The organism is Cellulomonas taurus (assembly GCF_012931845.1).
In the GTDB taxonomy this organism is placed as follows: Bacteria; Actinomycetota; Actinomycetes; order Actinomycetales; family Cellulomonadaceae; genus Cellulomonas; species Cellulomonas taurus.
Map to the genome: position 1 here is coordinate 1,948,354 of NZ_CP051884.1, position 17,432 is coordinate 1,965,785.

At 71.5% G+C, this 17,432-nt stretch carries 15 protein-coding genes; 3 read left to right on the forward strand and 12 right to left on the reverse strand.

Features of this window, described 5'->3' with window-relative positions:
* Positions 1–8: 8 nt before the first annotated feature.
* From HGK68_RS09100 to HGK68_RS15950, 11 genes are all read right to left on the reverse strand, one after another.
* The gene (locus HGK68_RS09100) at positions 9–1,439 is read right to left on the reverse strand and encodes an NAD(P)-binding protein (RefSeq protein WP_169165677.1); all 1,431 of its coding nucleotides are present in this window, start codon (positions 1,437–1,439) and stop codon (positions 9–11) included.
* Positions 1,436–2,359: a phosphotransferase family protein gene (locus tag HGK68_RS09105; protein ID WP_169165678.1), complete on the reverse strand. Its 924-nt coding sequence runs from the start codon at positions 2,357–2,359 to the stop codon at positions 1,436–1,438. The genes HGK68_RS09100 and HGK68_RS09105 overlap by 4 nt, the downstream gene beginning before the upstream one ends.
* Positions 2,356–3,582 (reverse strand): hypothetical protein, encoded by a 1,227-nt coding sequence (locus HGK68_RS09110; RefSeq protein WP_169165679.1) that lies wholly within the window; start codon positions 3,580–3,582, stop codon positions 2,356–2,358. The genes HGK68_RS09105 and HGK68_RS09110 overlap by 4 nt, the downstream gene beginning before the upstream one ends.
* A gap of 41 nt (positions 3,583–3,623) precedes the next feature.
* Entirely contained in the window at positions 3,624–4,583 is a 960-nt protein-coding gene (locus HGK68_RS09115) for a transketolase family protein (protein WP_169165680.1), read from the reverse strand.
* Positions 4,580–5,347 (reverse strand): 1-deoxy-D-xylulose-5-phosphate synthase N-terminal domain-containing protein, encoded by a 768-nt coding sequence (locus HGK68_RS09120; protein WP_169165681.1) that lies wholly within the window; start codon positions 5,345–5,347, stop codon positions 4,580–4,582. Before HGK68_RS09120 ends, HGK68_RS09115 begins: the two co-directional genes overlap by 4 nt.
* Positions 5,340–6,068, reverse strand: a complete 729-nt coding sequence (locus HGK68_RS09125; protein WP_169165682.1) for a class I SAM-dependent methyltransferase — start codon at positions 6,066–6,068, stop codon at positions 5,340–5,342. The genes HGK68_RS09120 and HGK68_RS09125 overlap by 8 nt, the downstream gene beginning before the upstream one ends.
* A gap of 123 nt (positions 6,069–6,191) precedes the next feature.
* A complete protein-coding gene (locus HGK68_RS09130; protein ID WP_169165683.1) occupies positions 6,192–7,118 on the reverse strand; it encodes an LLM class flavin-dependent oxidoreductase in 927 nt (308 codons plus the stop codon).
* Positions 7,119–7,362: 244 nt separating this feature from the next.
* Positions 7,363–7,857 (reverse strand): glutathione peroxidase, encoded by a 495-nt coding sequence (locus HGK68_RS09135; RefSeq protein WP_169165684.1) that lies wholly within the window; start codon positions 7,855–7,857, stop codon positions 7,363–7,365.
* Between the two features lie 134 nt (positions 7,858–7,991).
* Positions 7,992–11,579, reverse strand: coding sequence for an error-prone DNA polymerase (locus HGK68_RS09140; RefSeq protein WP_169165685.1), 3,588 nt, complete (start codon positions 11,577–11,579; stop codon positions 7,992–7,994).
* A complete protein-coding gene (locus tag HGK68_RS09145; RefSeq protein WP_169165686.1) occupies positions 11,572–13,206 on the reverse strand; it encodes a DNA polymerase Y family protein in 1,635 nt (544 codons plus the stop codon). Before HGK68_RS09145 ends, HGK68_RS09140 begins: the two co-directional genes overlap by 8 nt.
* Positions 13,203–14,096, reverse strand: coding sequence for a hypothetical protein (locus HGK68_RS15950; protein WP_206155730.1), 894 nt, complete (start codon positions 14,094–14,096; stop codon positions 13,203–13,205). Before HGK68_RS15950 ends, HGK68_RS09145 begins: the two co-directional genes overlap by 4 nt.
* A gap of 153 nt (positions 14,097–14,249) precedes the next feature.
* Between HGK68_RS15950 and HGK68_RS09155 the strand changes: the two genes are divergently transcribed.
* Together HGK68_RS09155 and HGK68_RS09160 are read left to right on the forward strand one after the other, a co-directional pair.
* Entirely contained in the window at positions 14,250–14,786 is a 537-nt protein-coding gene (locus HGK68_RS09155; protein ID WP_169165687.1) for a YbhB/YbcL family Raf kinase inhibitor-like protein, read from the forward strand.
* Positions 14,787–14,895: 109 nt separating this feature from the next.
* Positions 14,896–15,459 (forward strand): YbaK/EbsC family protein, encoded by a 564-nt coding sequence (locus tag HGK68_RS09160; protein ID WP_169165688.1) that lies wholly within the window; start codon positions 14,896–14,898, stop codon positions 15,457–15,459.
* Between the two features lie 53 nt (positions 15,460–15,512).
* Here HGK68_RS09160 and HGK68_RS09165 read toward each other — a convergent pair whose 3' ends face one another.
* A complete protein-coding gene (locus HGK68_RS09165; protein WP_169165689.1) occupies positions 15,513–16,358 on the reverse strand; it encodes a TetR/AcrR family transcriptional regulator in 846 nt (281 codons plus the stop codon).
* A gap of 121 nt (positions 16,359–16,479) precedes the next feature.
* Between HGK68_RS09165 and HGK68_RS09170 the strand changes: the two genes are divergently transcribed.
* Complete coding sequence (locus HGK68_RS09170) at positions 16,480–17,415, forward strand: NAD-dependent epimerase/dehydratase family protein (protein ID WP_169165690.1); 936 nt, start codon at positions 16,480–16,482, stop codon at positions 17,413–17,415.
* Positions 17,416–17,432: the final 17 nt, after the last annotated feature.

A 17,432-nucleotide genomic window follows, 5' to 3' on the forward strand; every position in this document is an offset into this window, starting at 1 on the left:
ATCCCCCTTCATCGCTGGAGGACCGCATCCGCCGCGACGACCCCGGTCGCCGCGCCATACGTCACTCCGATGATCTTCGACGAGCTGTCCCCGACGAAGTACAAGCCCGGCGCAGTGCTCTCCAGATCATGCGAGAGCACGATGTCGGGGAACACCCGTTCGATCACCGGGGCGGCCACGACCGTCTCCGGACCGATCAGGCCGGGCATCATCGGTTCGAGCAGCTCGCTCATCCGGCGCACGTCGTCCACCATTCCGGGTCCGAGCACCGCACCGAGGTCTGTCCAAGCGGCCCGCACCAGGCTGGTCCCGGGACGCTCGCCCCCCAGCGCACCGCCGAGCAGCTCCACCAGCGACTGGGCCACCGGGAGCCCGCCCCCGGCACGGGTGACTCGACGCGCGTAGTCCAACGCGAACTCGGTGCCGGAGGTCCCGTCGGGGACGGCGGCGGTGGTGATGACACCGAAGTTCGTGCGCCGGGTCGGCGTGGTGATGCAGTGCTGCCCGTCCAGCACCACCGCGTCGCCGAAGGCGTACTGCATGATCCGCCCGCCCTCGCAGACGCAGAACGTGCGCACCGGCTCGTCGCGCGGGTTCACGAAGGTCAGCTTCGGGTTCAGGCATCCATCGGTGAGCGGGGCCGCGATCTGCGCCAGCGTCTCCACCCGCACCCCGACATCGACCCGGCCGCTCGACCGATATTCGGCCCCTACCGCGTCCAGCAGCGTTGTCACCCACCCGACGCCCAATTTGCCGACACCGACGATGACCGACCGGGTGCGGATCTCCGCACCGTTCACCCGCACCATCCATGTGCCGTCCTCGACACGTTCCACCTGCTCGGCCCTGGCCGCGAGCCGCACGTCCGCACCGGCGGCGACCGCGGCGTCCAGCAGGGCGTCGACCAGCAGCAGCGACTCGTCGACGGTGATCGCCACCGAGGTCGAGGCGTCAGCGACGTCGAACCCCTCCGGCGGCACGGTCGGGGTCTGGCGGGGGGTGTCGTCGGCCTCGGGAACCGCCACGCCCATCTGACGCATCAGGCGGTAGATGTCGGCGACCGCTGCGGACGCCCGGTCGAAGTCCCCCAGCGCGCGTTCCAGCCCGCTGTAGGACCGGCGTCGCCCATCCGGTTGAACCTCAATCTTGGATCGGGACAGTCCGCCGACGTACCCGAGGTTCGTGTCGAAGTGGAAGGCGGCACCACCCACCCCGGTCAGGCAATCGCAGCGGTGGCACTGCAAGCGGAACTTCTCAGCTTCCCTGACCGTGCGGCCCTGGCGTTGCGCCTCGACCTTCGCGCACAAGCTGGCTCGCATCCCGCCACCCGCCTCCAGCAGCGTGACCCGGGCACCACCAGTGGCCAGTCGCCAGGCGGCGAACAGCCCCGAGGGTCCCGCACCGATCACCACGGCGTCCTGGACCGGGGCGGCGTTCATCGACCCACCGCCAGGTGCTCGTCCGGGCGAGCCGTGAACCGCCGACGCAGGGGGCCGAAGAACAGATGCTCGGTGGGCCGCCCCTCCGCCGCGATCCGGTGTTCCATCGCGGCGCAGAACACCGGCGTCAGTGCGAGGACGTGCTCGGGTGACTCACCGGTGAGCTCGCCGTAGCGCTGTAACGCCGAGCGTGCGGCGCTCTGGTACGGGCCCTCGTCTCCGTACATCCGGTCGAACAGCCACGCGAATCCACGTTCACGGTAGGCGGGATAGGCGATCAGACCGGCGGTCAGCACCAGATTCAGCACGTCGAGCCCGACCAGGCCATCAGGCTGGTAGTCCTCCCAGTCCAGCAGCCGGGTGGCCCCTGCCTCGTCCACCTGGACGTTCCACGGACCCAGGTCCCCGTGTACCGGGCCACGTCGGCTGCGCGCCACCGCGGAGAGGGTGACGTCGGGGAGTCCTGACAGGTCGTGCGTGCCGCCCGTCGGCGCCCCGACCGCGACGGGGACCGACCCGTGCACCGTGGCCGCCGTCGCCACCGATCGCTGGAGCAGCTCGTGCCACCGCTCGGCGTCCGCGTCGGCGAGGGCGGTCGGGAGGTCGCCGGTGCCGACGTGACCCATGACGAAGCCTCGTTCGATCGGACCCATCGGCTCAGGGACGTCGATCCGGCCGCGGAGCGCCATCAGATTCGCCCACTCGCCCGACACCTTCGCATCCGCGGGGTCGAGCGCCACCTTGGCGACGAACCGCGGGACACCGGCGACAGCGACGCCCACGAACAGCCGCTGTCGGTGTCGGCGTTCGCTGCGCGGAATCCACTGACGGAACTGCGGCTCACCGTCGAGCCTGTCACCGAGCAGATCGATCAGCTGGGCCGTGACCCGCTCGACCGCCTCCCCTGTCACGGCGCTCATCGACGGCTCACGAGCGGACGGCTCATCGCTCCCGCGACCAGGTCGGGGGCCGCCTCGCGCAACGCCTCCGCGAAAGTAGGGCCGAGGAGTCGGTCGCGCAGTTCGCGTACGCCGTCCTGCCGCTGCTGGTCGCTCAGGCCCAGATACCGCGCAATCCCCGTTGTCGCCCGGTCGGCGAACCGCCGGTAGGCGCCCTCGTCCGCCAGCAGCCGCCCCACGTGATCGGCGATCGCGGCCGTCCCGGCGAAGTCGTCGGCCGGGACCGCGTAGCCGTCGATCAGATCGTCGAACCGGAGGCCGTCCGCACCGAATCTGGTGCCTGACAGGCCCGCCAGGTTCGTGATGTGGCCGTAGTGCTCCTCGGGCAGTGCCAACGGGAACCGGCCGAGGGCGATCGACTCGTGCAGCGCCGTGAGCCCTGGCGTCACCAGATACGCCCGCGCGGACGCGAGCGCGGACATGAACTCGCGCTGGGGAAGACAGCCGAACGTGACCTCGCCACCACCGACCAGCTCGGTGTAGCCACGGGAGCCGCTGTAGGCGCCACCGCACACGGCGACTCGGCGGAACTGCGGGTGCCGGGCGACCAGTTCCGGGATCCAGCGCGAGATCAGGCGCACGTATTCGTTGTGCGTGTCGTAATCCAGCAAGAAGTTCTTGAACCCTCCGATGTTCACCAGCAGGTCGAGACCGTCCGGTTCGGGCTGGGGCAAGGCGAGGCCGACCTCGTCGACGATCGCACCGGAGAGCGTCGGTCTCGCGGCACCGAGCGCCGTCAGCTGCTCGATCCGCTCGGGCACACCGGGGAAGTTCTGTGCGATCGAGGCCGTCGCGGCCAGGTGGGCCGCGAACACCTGCTCGTGTGGGGTGAGCACCGACAGGGTTGTGCGCCAGTCGTCGAATCCCGCAGCGCGGATCCTGCCGACCACCTCGGCGATCTCGGCCGGGTCGCGTTCCACCAGCCAGAACGCCAACAGGCTGTCGATCAGGAGCACCGGGGTACCTGCCGCTAGCGCCGAGAAGACCAGGTCGACGTTCATCACCGACACCACCCAGTCGGCGCGCTCGATCTCCCGCGCGATCTCGGCCGCACTGGCCCCCTCGTCGATCAGGTGGTCGTAGGCGTCGGCGTTCTGCTCCGCGAAGTCAGCAGCCACCGTGGTCCCCACGAACACCCGGTCCGCGTGGTCCAGCAGTCGCGAGATCGCCGTCAGCTTCGACACCGGTCCGAAACCGCAGCTCTGAGCACCCATCACGATCCGCATCACAGTCCCCCATCCCCCTGATCGGTCATCGCGTGCAGGACGGAGTCCGCGTCGATGCCGTAGTGCCGTGCCAAAGCCTCGATCTCACCGGGCGGGGTCGGTCCCTCCCGAATCGCCAGGAACGCGGCAGTGCCGTGCCACCGGCCGCAGAGCGCCAACGCGGTCCGCGCACCGACGCCGGACCCCGCCAGGTGCTCCTCCACCACCACGATCCGGCGCGCCGACCTGAGCTGGTCCGCAACCGCCCGGTACGGGAAGGGCCAGACCTGCACCAGTTCGAGCACACCGCTGGAGATGCCGACCGCCTGTGCGCGCCGCACCGCCTCGTGGGCGGGTCCCACCGTGCTGCCGGTCGCGATCACCACGACCTCCGGTCGATCACCACCGCCACGGATACCTTGGGCAGAGGGCAGCGACTCCTCGTCGTGCACCGCTGCCACCTCCCGAGCCGCCAGGCGCACGTAGGCAGGGCCGGATCCGGTGATCGCCCGCTCGACAGCCCAGAGCGCATCGGGTATGTCGGCCGGACAGAACACCCGGGTGTGCGGCATCGCCATCATGGTTCCGAGGTCTTCGGGCACGTGGTGACTCGATCCGAGTCCGCCGTACCCCACACCGCCACCCACGGCGAGGATCGTCACGTCGAGTCCGGGACCGCAGACGTCGAGCCGGATCTGCTCCACCGCCCGGCGCACCAGGAACGGGGCCATCCCGCACACCACGACACGATGCCCAGCCCGTGCCAGCCCTCCGGCGACCCCCATCACGGTCGCCTCGGCGATGCCCACGTCGAAGAACCGGTCCGGGTGCCGTGCGGCGAACGGCAGAGCCAGGGCGCGGCCGTCGGCCGCGAGCACGACCAGATTCGGATCGGCATCGCCCATCGATGCCAGGAGCCCGGCGATCGGCGGACGCATCGATTGCCGGGGACGTGCCGGCATCGTCTCCAGGTCCGTCATCGAGCGATCTCGTTCAGGGCGGCGGCGTACTGGGCGTCGTCCAGTGTCCCGGTGTGCCATGCGGGCTGGTGCTCCATGAAGCTCACGCCTTTCCCCTTCACCGTGAACGCCAGCACGACGGCCGGTCCCGCGTTCCGGGCGTCGAGCAGCACCCGGCGCAGCGCGTCCACGTCATGGCCGTCGGCCCGGAACACCTGCCAGCCGAACGCTTGCCAGCGTCGCTCGGCGAGGTGCCCGGTCGGACCGTCCTGAGTCGGGCCTTCTTGTTGGAGGCCGTTGAGGTCCACCACGGCGACCAGCCGCCGCAGTCCCCTCCGGGACGCATACGCGGCGGACTCCCAGACGGTGCCCTCGTCGAGTTCGCCATCACCCATCACGACCACGACGGCCTCGTCGCTCCCGGAGAGGGCGCGCCCCTCGGCGACTCCGCAGCCGATCGCCAGACCGTGCCCCAGCGAGCCGGTGGACACCGTGATCCCCGGGTACCCCTCGTGGGGGTGGCCGGGCAGCTCGGTGGCGTCGGCATAGCGGGACTCACCGAGCGCTGCGAGCACCGCGTACCAGGCCCACACGCCGTGACCCTTACTCAGGATCACAGTGCCGACCGGACCCTCGGTGGCGGGATCCAGCGCCGCCGCGAGGATGTCGACCACCGACAACGAGGAGCCGACGTGGATGGTCCGCTGATGCGCGTACCGCAGGATCATCCGGCGCGCCTCGGCGCTCACATCGGCGGCGGAGCCGGTGCCGACCTGTTCAGTCACGGCGATAGACCGAGACATGCTGCCCGGAGCGCGCGGTGAACGGATCCTTGGTCCAGCTCCCGTAGCGGTGGACCAGGGAGAACCCCGCGAGTCGTGCCATCAGGTCCATCTCGGAGGGCCAGATGTAACGCAGGAACGCTGGGTAGAGCTCGATCTTGCCGTCCCGGATGTGGATGTGCTGCTCCAGGATCTGCTGGGTGGACGGGTCGTGCTTGTCAGCTTCGATCAACACGTGGTCCAGGCCGATGTCGTGCACCTGCGTCCACGAGTTTCGCCGGAACCGAGTCGGGTCCGGCATGAACGCCTCCACGATGAAGTGCCCACCGGGTTCGATCACCGACGCGGCGCTCTCGAAGCAGCTGATCTGCTCCTCCTGCGACTGGAGCGCGTAGATCGTGTTGAGGATCAGGAAGGCCATCGAATACTGGCGGTCGAGCGTGAATGAGCCGATGTCGGCCTGATGGACGACGATCTGCTCCTGGTCCTCTTTGGCGCGCAGGGCGGCGATCATCTCGTCCGAGGTGTCGATTCCCTCGATCTCGACACCACGCCGCGCAAGTGGGATCGCCACCCGCCCTGTGCCGATCGCCAATTCGAGCACAGGCCCAGATCCGACCCATTCAGCGAGGAAGTCGACCGTTTCGCTGGGCTCAGGCCACGGCAGCCCGTCGTAGATGCCCGACCAGCGAGAACCGTACGTCTGTGCGTTCCATTCCGACATTCGGCATCCGTTCATGGTGGGAGAATTGGGCACGCCAATTAAAGACCACCTTCGGCCCCCTCAGCGTCGCGCCGGTTTTCTTTCTCTTGTGAGACTACACTGATTGTTGATCGCGGTGAACCGTCAGGAACACTCGATTTCAGGTATGACCTGTAATGCGACCTGCTCAAGATGGTCGAGATCGCTCAGGTCCAGGAACTGGAGATAGATTCGACCGACACCGTGCGCGCGGTAGGACGCGATCTTCGCGACGATCGCCGCCGGGTCACCGGCCAGCCCGGTCGCACGCAACTCCGCCACGCCCCTGCCGATCGCCGCGGCACGTCGAGTCAGCTCCTCGCCCGTCCCGAGACAGACCACCAGGGCGACCGACAGGAGCAGCTCCGAAGGGTCCCGACCGTGTGCCGCACAGGCAGCTCGCGCCCGCTGGTACCGGTCAGCCGCGATGTCCGGCCGGACGAAACCGACGTTCAGCTCGTCCGCGTGGGCACCGGCCAGAGCAGGCGTACGCACCTCGCCGCGACCACCCACCACCAGCCGGGGAACCCCGGCCGCAGATCGAAGTCCCGGTGCAGACCGCACCTGGTAGTGCTCGCCATCGAACGAGAACTCGGCGTCGGGTGCGGTCCTATGCAGCCCTCGGATGATCGTGACCTGCTCCTCGAACCGATCGAAGCGTGGCCGATCGAACGGAATCCCGTAGGCGCGTTGTTCCTCTTCGAACCATCCCGCGCCGATACCCAGGGTCACTCGACCACCGGACATCGCATTCACCTGCGCGGATGCAATCGCCAGGTGCGCCGGATGACGCAGTGAGGCGGGCGACACTAGCGTGCCCAGACGCACTCTGCTGGTTTCCCGCGCCAACCCGGCCAAGGTGATCCACGCATCTGTCGGCGGCACGGCTGCGCCACGCCGTTCACCAACCGGGAGGTAGTGGTCCGAGCGGAAGAACCCGTGGAATCCGAGTTCGTCGGTGGCACGCGCGAAACTCAACTGCTCGTCGTACGTGGAACCTTGCTGTGGCTCGACGAACACACAGAAGTCCATTTTCCCCCTGACTCAACCAGGCAACACCGCGATGGTCCAGCACGTTCGATCGTGCCATGGCTACTGGCGCGGCGTGGGCGATTCGGCGATCGAGTTTGCGTCTTGGCCGAACTCGCCCCCATCCGCGATGAGCCGAGCTCGTCGGCGAGCCCCGTTGCTCGCCGACCTGCGGTGCCCACTCCGTCGCCGCGGCAGCCCGGTTCGCAGTCGACCGCGAGCAGGGCCGCCCACGGGGGTGCGTAGGTCAGTCGGCCACCGGGGTCAACAGCTCCTCCACCGCCGCCAGCACCTCGGGCGCGTTCGGCACGGTCCGCGGCCGGAACCGGCGCACCCGACCGTCCGGTGCCACCAGGAACTTCTCGAAGTTCCAGGTGATCCGCCCGGCCTTGCCGGAGTCGTCCGGTGCCTTGGTCAGCTCCTGGTACAGCGGGTGGGCGCGACGGCCGTTGACCGGTGTCTTCTCCAGCATCGGGAAGGTGGCGCCCCAGGTGGTCGAGCAGTACTCGGCGATCGCCTCGCCGTCGGAGAGCTCCTGCAGGAACTGGTTGCTCGGCACCCCGACCACGGTGAAGCCGCGCGGGCCGTACTCGCGGTGCATCGCCTCCAGCTGTTCGTACTGCGGGGCGAGGCCGCACCGGGATGCCACGTTGACCACCAGGGCGAGGCGACCGTCGACCAGGTCGCCGAAGGTGGTGTCCTCCCCGCGCAGGGTCCGGACCGGGATGTCGTCGAGCTGCATGCCTCGCAGCATCGCACCGGGAGGCGGGCGCGTCGAGGGGCGGGCACGTCGTCGAGAGACGATGGCACGTCGGGGACGAGCGGCACGTCGTGGTGGGCGGGCAGGTTGCGGACGCGGCACGTTGCGGGGTGTCGTCACTGGAAGTCCCGCGAGGTGCTGGCGACCTTCAACGACATCGGTGCCAGGTGTTCGGCGATCAGGTTGGTCGCCCCGTCGGCGCGTTCCACCCGGCCCCGGATCACCATCGCGCGGGCGGTGCGGGCGGTGTGCCGGAAGCGTTGCCACAGACCGGTGCTGCACACGATGTTGAGCAGCCCGGTCTCGTCCTCGAGGGACAGGAAGGTGACGCCGTTGGCGGTGCCGGGTCGTTGCCGGTGGGTGACCACCCCGGCCACCGCCACCCGGCGACCGGGGTCGTGCTCGAACACCTGGGACACCCGCAGCACCCCGGCACCGTCAAGGGCGTCCCGGACGAACTCGGTCGGGTAGGAGTCGACGCTCACCCCGGTGGCCCAGACGTCGGCGGCGGCGAGCTCGACCTGGCTCATCCCGGGCAGGGTGGGCGCGGCGACCCCGACCGAGACGCCGGGCAGGGTGTCCGGCCCCTCCTGGGCGAGCGCCCCGGCCGCCCAGAGCGCCTCCCGCCGGGTGACGCCGAGGGATTCCAGGGCACCACCGGTGGCCAGGGCCTCCAACTGGGCGGTGCTCAGTTCGACCCGGCGCACCAGGTCCCGCAGATCGGCGAACGGCCCGTGGGCCTCGCGCTCGGCGACCAGGCGTTCGGCGACCTTCTCCCCCACACCACGCACCGACGACAGGCCGATCCTGACGGCCAGACCGCGGCGGGCGCCCGGGGGCGACCCGGAGCCTCGGGTGGGGTCGGGGTCGGCACCGAAGCCCCGGACCGTCACCGGCCCGTCGGCGTCGTGGGCGGCGACGGGCAGCGCGGGCCCGACCGGTTCGGTGCCGGCCACCCCGGAGCGCAGCGGGGTCAGGGGTGGTTCACCCCCGTCGGGTTCCGGTCCGGTGCGTTCCACCGAGGCGAGCGACACGGAGTGCTGGACGTCGGCGCGCAGCACCGTGATGCCGTGCCGCCGGGCGTCGGCGACCAGGGTCTGCGGGGAGTAGAAGCCCATCGGCTGCGCGGCGAGCAGTCCGGCGTAGAAGGCCGCCGGGTGGTGCACCTTGAGCCAGGCGCTGGCGTAGACCAGGAAGGCGAAGGAGTAGGCGTGCGACTCGGGGAAACCGAAGTCGGCGAAGGCCTTGAGCTTCTCGAACACCTCCTCGCGGACCTGGGCGTCCAGTCCGTTGCGCGCCATCCCGGCCATCAGTCGCTCCCGCAGCGCCTCCATCTTGTCCAGGCTGCGCTTGGAGCCCATCGCCCGGCGCAGCTGGTCGGCCTCCGCCGGGGTGAAGTCGGCGACGTCGATGGCCATCTGCATCAGCTGTTCCTGGAACAGCGGGACGCCGAGGGTGCGTTCGAGCGACTTCTCCAGCTTCGGGTGCAGGTAGGTGACCGGTTCCCGGCCCTGGTACCGCTCGATGTACGGGTGCACCGAACCACCCTGGATCGGACCGGGCCGGATCAGCGCGACCTCGACCACGATGCCGTAGAAGCTGCGCGGTTGGAGTCGGGGCAGGGTGCCCATCTGCGCCCGGGACTCCACCTGGAACACCCCGACCGTGTCGGCGGCGCAGAGCAGGTCGTAGACCAGCGGGTCCTCGCTCGGCAGATCGTGCAGGTCCAGCTGGGGACCACCGCGGGCGGCGACCTCGGCGAACGCCAGCCGCAGCGCGGTCAGCATCCCGAGGCCGAGCAGGTCGAACTTCACCAGCCCGGCGTCGGCGCAGTCGTCCTTGTCCCACTGCAGGACGGTGCGGCCCTCCATCCGCGCCCATTCCACCGGGCAGACCTCGATCACCGGCCGGTCGCACATCACCATGCCGCCGGAGTGGATGCCCAGGTGACGGGGCAGCCGGAGCAGGCGGTCGGCCAGGTCGATCACCTGCGCCGGGATCTCCGCGAGGTCACTGGCCGGGGGCGGCCGATGAGCGGGCACCACGTCGTGCCCGTCGGCGGTGGGGGCACCGGCGGGGCGGAGTTCGTCGAGGGTCTCGTGGTTCCAGCCCCACACCACCCCGTCCGGGTCGCGCTGCTGGCGGGCGTACTGCTGCTGGGCGTTCAGCTGCTCGCTCCGACCGGCCGCCGACCACCAGGGGTGCTTCGGCTGCGGACCACGCAGCGTGCCCCAGCGTTCGATCGACTTGCTCCAGGCGTCCTGCTGACCGGTGTCGTAACCCAACGCGCGGGCGGCGTCCCGGATCGCCGACCGCGCCCGGTAGGAGATGACGTTCGCCACCTGTGCCGCATGGGTGCGCCCGTGGGTGGCGTAGACGTACTGGATCACCTCCTCCCGGCGGGCGGACTCGATGTCGACGTCGATGTCCGGCGGCCCGTCGCGTTCCGGAGCGAGGAAGCGTTCGAACAGCAGGTGGTGGCTGACCGGGTCGACGGCGGTGATCCGCAGGGCGTAGCAGACGGCGGAGTTCGCCGCCGACCCACGACCCTGCGCGAGGATGCCCTCCCGCCGACAGAAGTCGACCAGGTCGAAGACGACCAGGAAGTACCCCGGGAACCCGAGGTCCTCGATCACGCGCAGCTCGTGCTCCAACTGCGCATAGGCACCGGCGACCCGCTCGTCGTCGCGCGGTCCGTAACTGGCGGCGGCGCCCTGCCAGACCAGCTCCCGCAGCCAGCTCGCCTCGGTGTGCCCCGCCGGGACCGGGTACGGCGGCAGCTGCGGTGCGACCAGGTGCAGGTCGAAGGCGAGTTCGTCCGCCAGGTCGGCGGCGTTGCCCACCGCCTCGGGATGGCGGCGGTGCCGGTGCAGCATCTCGGCGGCGGACATCAGGTGTGCGCTGGGCGCGCCGGGCAGCCAGCCGTCCAGCTCCTCCATCCCGGATCGGGCCCGGACCGCCGCCAACGCCGCCGCCAGATCGGCGTCGACGGGGCTGGCGTAGTGCACGTTGCCGGTGGCGACCAGCAGCAGCCCGCACTCGTCCGCCAGGGCGGCCAGGGCGTCGGCGATCTCCCCGTCGTAGGGACCGCCGCCCTCGGTGATCTCGACCACGACGTTCTCCGCGCCGAACAGACCGATCAGCCGGTGCAGCTCGGTGCGGGCGCGGTCGATCCCGGCGGCGGTGACCGGGCCGGGTTGCGGGCCACCGTTCAGCGCCTGACGGACCGGCCCCTTACGGCACCCGGTCAGCAGCACCCACTGCCCGGCGGCCGCCTCGGCGAGATCGGACCAGCGGTAGTGCGCGGCGCCCTTCACCCCGGCCGACAGATGTGCCTCGGCGATGGTGCGGGACAGTGCCCGGTACCCGTCGGCGCCGCGGGCCAGCACCGGCAGGTGGATCGCCCGCGGGTCAGGGGTGCCGGTGGGCGGGTCCAGGACGTCGGGTCCGGTCGGATCGGGCACCGGCAGGTGCAGTTCGGCGCCGAAGACCGTCGGCATCCCCACTCGACGGGATGCCTCGGAGAACCGCACCACGCCGTACAGCCCGTCGTGGTCGGTCAGGGCCAGGGCGGTCAGCCCGAGCCGGTGCGCCTCGGCGGCGAGTTCCTCGGGTTGGCTCGCGCCGTCCAGGAAGCTGAAGGCCGAGTGCGCATGCAGTTCCGCGTAGCGGGGCGCCGTGGTGTCGGGCGGGGTCTCAGTCATAGACCGCCTCGCAGGTCCAGCCGTCCGGGTGGGCGGCGAGGAGCAGGGCACGACCGTCGTCCAGGGTGACCTGCAGGTGCACCCGGACCCGCGGACCGGACTCCTGCCACCACCCCTCGGCCAGCGGCCACGGACCCGCCCAGCCGGCGATCCGATGATCGGTGGTCCGCTGATCGGCGGTCCGGGTGCGGATCAGGGCGGGCGGGGCACTCATCAGCAACCGGGAGTCGAACCCCACCGAGGTGCCGTCGGCGTCGATCACCTGCACCGGGAACGGTTCCTCCGGCACGGTGGCCGGGGCGGGTGCCGGGAGCCGACCGGGCCAGGGGCGATCAGCCGGGCGTGCGACCTCCTGCTGGGCACCCCACGCGCGCAGGTGCACCTGGTCCCGGACATCGCGGCCGCCCTGCACCACGGCGGTCAGCACCCCGTCACCGCCGAGCAGCCCCTGCACCCGGTCCAGGGCACGATGCGCGCGCAGGTCACCGCCGGAGGAACCACCCCAGAGTCGACCCTGTTCGGCGCCGGCCGGTGCGACGTCCTCCGCCGTGACGGTGAGCCTCACGATGCCCACCGGGTCCCGCTGGTCAGCGTCGGCGTCGACCGGGCCGCTCAACGCACCGGCGGTCAGCCAGCCGTCGAGCTGCCACCGGATCCGGTCGGTGATCCGGGCCGCGGTGAGCCCACCGAGTCCACCGGTGTCGGTGCGCCAAGTACGGACCAGGTCGTCGCCGGTGTCGGTGCGCGCGGCGATCCGCAGCCGCCCGCAGCTCACCGCGTGCGCCGTCAGCAGGGCGTGCAGTTCCTCGGCCAGTCGACGTCCGACGAAGGTCGCGGTGTCCACCCGGTAGGCGGGCGGGTCCAGGGCGGTGTCCACCTCCAGATCGGCCTCGGGGCGGCGGCGGGCGGGTGGGCGCAGGTCATCGCCTCGGGCCAGGGTCCAGGCCCAGCTCCCCCAGTCACCGAACCTGGCGTGCACCTCGGCCCCCTGCAGCGCCGCCAGGTCCCCGAGGGTGCGCAGGCCGAGTCGGCGCAACAGGTCGATCAGGGCGACCACCGGGCGCTGGTCCTGCACGGCCGCCGCCACCAACTCGTCCACCGGGCGGGGGGCGAGGAAGGCGGCCGACTCCCCCACGGCGACCCGCTGTTCGGCGCGGGCAGCGACCAGTGCACCGAGCAGGCCGTCGGCGGTGCCGACCTGACACTCGTGCCCGGTGCGTTCGGCCACCGCGGAGACCAGTCGCTCGGCCAGCAGGTCCTCGGTGCCGTGGAACCGGGCTGCCCCGCCCGCGGGCAGCAACAGCAGTCCCGGACGCACCACCTCGATGCCGGGCACCACCGTCTCGACCGCGGCGGCGATCGGTTCGAACAGTCGGGCGTCCCGGTCGTCGTCGGCGGGCAGCACCACCAGCTCGGGGCACACCGACTGGGCCTGACGACGGCGCATTCCCCGGCGCACCCCCTCCCGACGGGCCAGGGCGGAGACGGTGTGCACCCGGGACCCGACCAGCACGGCGGCCGGGTGGTGCAGCGGGGTGCCGCTGGCCTCCAGAGCGGCGACCACGGGCCAGTCGGGCGCCCAGACCACCGTGGTGCGGCTGCCGGTGTGTGCGGCGCGGGTGCTCATCCGACCAACCGCAGGCCGGTGTCGGTGCGCCGGATGCGCGGCTGCTCCGGGGCGGGCAGCCCGTAGGGGTCGGTGTGACCGTCGTAGGGCAGGACCAGGCTCAGTTCCTCCGGGCGCCCCCCGGCGGCGCCCCGTCCGGTCCGGGTCAGGTGCAGTTCGCGCGCTCGCAGACGTCCGTCGCCCTCCCCCGGCCCGGTCCATCGGCCACCGGTGACGGTGAGCACGCAGCTCGCACCGGGCCAGGGCGTGGTGGCCAGCAGCACCGACCCCCGGTCCCGGGCCCGCGCCATCAGTCGACGACGATCGGTGTCCCGCAGGGCGGCACCCGGGCCGACCAGCACCACGTCCAGGCCGTCCAGCAGCGCCGCCAGCACACTGGGTGCGTCGGGGCCGGGCCGTGGCACCAGGGCGAGTCGGTCCAGCCCGACACCCGCCTCCTGCGCTGCCAGCAGTCCGATGCTCGGTTGTCCGACCACGGCCGCCCATGCCTCCCGGGTGGTGCAGGCGGCGGCGATCATGGCCAGCACCAGGGAGGTCGATCCGAGCACGGCGATGGTGCTGCCGCGGCGCAGGCCGTCGGGCAGCAGGGGCGTGAGCGCCGGGGGCGCCGGCAGGGGTGGCCGATCGGTGAGCAGCACCGACCCGTGGTGCACGGTCGAGGCGACGGTCGATGCGGCTGCCGACGCGACTGTCGGTGTCTGCGAGGTCGGCGGCGGCGGGGCGACGGCGCGGATCGACGTCATCTGAGTGTCCGCCCGAGGTGGCACCCTCGGTGACGCCATGGGCCGCAGCTCCGACACCGCCTGCCGAGCACCGGTCCGCAGTTCGGCGGTGGCCAGGGCGGCCCGGGCCAGGGCGATCCGCTCCTCCCGATCCGTGGTCGTCGTCATCCCGCACCTCCTCCCGATGGCAGTTGTTCGAACATGTGTTCGATTCTGCCAGTAGACGCCGACACTGCCGGAGGTGTCAATCCGGCTTCCGGTCGAGGCCGCGGAGCGTGCGCGGCATGATGACGCAGACGTCCGACAACCTTCAGGAGCGCCATGTCGTCCTCACTCGACCGCCCGCAGGCACCGGAGCCGTACACCCTGCTTCCGACGGTGCCCACCTTCGATCTGACCAGCACCGATACCACAGAGGGCGAGCAGCTCGACCCCCGGTTCACCGGTGACGGCGGAGACATCTCCCCCGCACTGGAGTGGTCAGGTTTCCCGCCGGAGACCCGGTCGTTCCTGGTGAACTGCTTCGACCCGGACGCCCCGACCCCCGCCGGGTTCTGGCACTGGACGGTGGTGAACGTGCCGGCGAGCACCCTCTCCCTGCCGCAGGGTGCCGGCGACCCCGAGAGCGGCCTGCTGCCGACCGGCGCGATCCAGCTGCGCAACGACGGGGGCGGCGTCGGCTACCTGGGCGCGGCGCCGCCGAAGGGTGACCGTCCGCACCGCTACGTGTTCGCGGTGCACGCCCTGGACGTGGAGCACCTGGACCTCGGCTCGGACGCCACACCGACCGCCGCCGCCTTCACCGCGCTGTTCCACACCATCGCCCGCGCGACCCTGACCCCGACCTACGCGCACTGACCCGTGATCGCGGCCCGCTCAGCTGTCCACAGCCGGGCGGGCCGCGCGTCGTCCCCACCGACCTGGACGATCGGTGCCGACCGTCGGTGGGGCGGATTAGCCTGCCGCCATGTCTCTCGGAAGCCTGACCTGGCACCCCGCCGTCGACCACCTCGACCTACTCGCCGCACCCACCGCCGCCGCCATCACCGCCTGGGCCGCCGCCGAGCCGGAGGTGGCGACCGCCCTGGTGGTCACCGCGATCGACCCGGAGCTGGCCGACACCGCCGCGCTCACCGAGGCCTACGACCTGCCGCTGTCAGGTTCCGGCAACTGCGTGCTGGTGGCCGGGAAGCGCGAGGGGCAGGAACGGATCGCCGCCGCCGTGGTGCGCGCGACCACCCGCGCGGATGTCAACAACGCGGTCAAGCGCCTGCTGGACGTGCGCAAGGCGTCCTTCCTGCCGATGGATCGGGCGGTCGCCGACTCCGGGATGGAGTACGGCGGCATCACCCCGATCGGACTCCCGGAGGAGTACCGGGTGCTGATCGACTCCCGCGTCGTGGCGCCGAACCCGGAGGCGGAGGACCTGGTCATCATCGGGTCCGGGCTGCGCCGGTCGAAGCTCGCACTCCCGGGCAGCCTCCTGGCCCGACTGCCCGGGGCGGAGGTGATCGACGACCTGGCGATCTGAATCCGAGCGACGCCATCGGCCGACCCCAGCGCGCTCTGCGATCCGGTGCGCGGTCAGCTAACCCCTGCGCGCTCGGCGGTGCGACGGGCCACGGCGTCCAGGTGCTCGGCCCGGGCGTCGATCACCCGGCGGTAGTGCCCGAACAGCTCGAAGGTCACCGTCCCCACCAGCTCCGTCCAGCCGTCGATCACCGCGAGCGCCCGTTCGGCCGGCACCTCGGGCAGCTCCAGATCCGGGCGGGCCACCCGCAGGAAGTCGATCAGCCGCTCGGCATCCGCCACCAATCCACCGGTGGTGCGCTGCGCCGAGTCGGCGGCGAAGGCGGCGGCCAGTTCGGCGCGTGACTCGACATCGGTCCTCGGCCCTGCTGTCGGCTCGGCCGTTGCCTCGCCCCTCGGTTCGACCCTGGCCACGGTCCTCGGTGCGGCCGTCGACGCGGCTCCGTCGAGTTCGGCGGCCCATGCCTCGCAGGCGATCCCGGCCAGCAGCACCGGCACCCGTGATGCCGGCTCGGCCGTCTCCTCCGGTGCGACATACCCGGGCACCGGCGACCCGTAGATCAACGCGTACTCGTGCGGCCGCGCCAGCCCCCACTCGCGGACGGCGCGGAACACCGCCCGCCACCGCCCGATCAGGTCGGCACGGTCCACCACACTCTCGGCCGCGGCCACTGCGTCGGCCAGTCCGGCATAGGCATCGACGATCAGGGTGGTGAGCAGCGCGTCCCGGCTCGGGAAGTACCGGTACACCGCCGACGGCGCCATGCCGAGCTCCCGGGTGACGGCCCGGACCGAGAGCCCTGCCGCTCCGACCTCGGCCAGCTGGGCGCGGGCGGTGTCGGCGATCCTGCGGACCGACTCCCGTCTGGCCCGCGCACGGACGCCCTCGTGTTCCACCACGGCCCCAGCCTTTCATCTCCCAGCACTGGATGAACGACCCCAGCCATCCGAGCCTTGCACTTCCGGCGCAAAAGGTGAACAGTGCTCACATCCGCGAACACTGTTCACACAAGGAGTCAGCATGGCACACCGTCTGGTCGTCGGCGCCGGGCCGATCGGCAGCGCCCTCACCCGCCGCCTGGCCGCCGACGGAGACACCGTCACCGTCGTCACCCGCTCCGGCCGCGGCCCCGATCTGCCGCAGGTCACCCGGATCGCCGCCGACGCCACCGATCCGGAGCGTCTCACCGCGCTGGCCACCGGTGCGGCCACGATCGTCAACTGCGCCAACCCCGGCGACTACACCCGCTGGGAAGCCGAATGGCCGCCGCTGGCCGCCGCCCTGCTCACCGCGGCGGAACGCAGCGACGCCACGCTGGTCACCCTGGGCAACCTCTACGGCTACGGACCGGTCGACGTGCCGATCAGCCGCGATCTCCCCCTGGCCGCCACCGGACACAAGGGCCGCCTGCGCAACCGGATGTGGCAGGACGCCCTGGATCGGCACCGCGCGGGACGGATCCGCGCCACCGAGATCCGCGCCTCGGACTACATCGGGCCCGAGGTGACCGTCGCCAGCGCGATCCTGCGCCGGTACGCCGATGCGACCCTGCACGGCCGTACCGCGTGGGTCTTCGGCGACCCGGATCAGCCGCACACATTCAGCGACACCGAGGACGTGGCCGCGATGCTCGCCATCGCCGCGGACGACGAACGGGCCTGGGGGCAGGCCTGGCACGTTCCGGCGGCCGCCCCGCGAACCCTCCGGCAGGCGCTGACCGACCTGGCCGAGCAGGTCGACGCACCGACCCCGCGGCTGCGGCGGGTGCCCGGTGCGGCGGTGGCGATGCTGACGCCGGTGGTGCCGATCATCCGGGAGCTGCGCGAGGTGCTGTGGCAGTTCGAGCGCCCGTACGTGCTGGACGCGTCGGTGACCACCGAGGTGTTCGGCGTGGTCGGGACGCCGTGGGCGGAGTCGGTGGCGCGGGCGGCGGCGGCGTGGACCACGACCGACTGACCTGCGCCCGGCTGCGG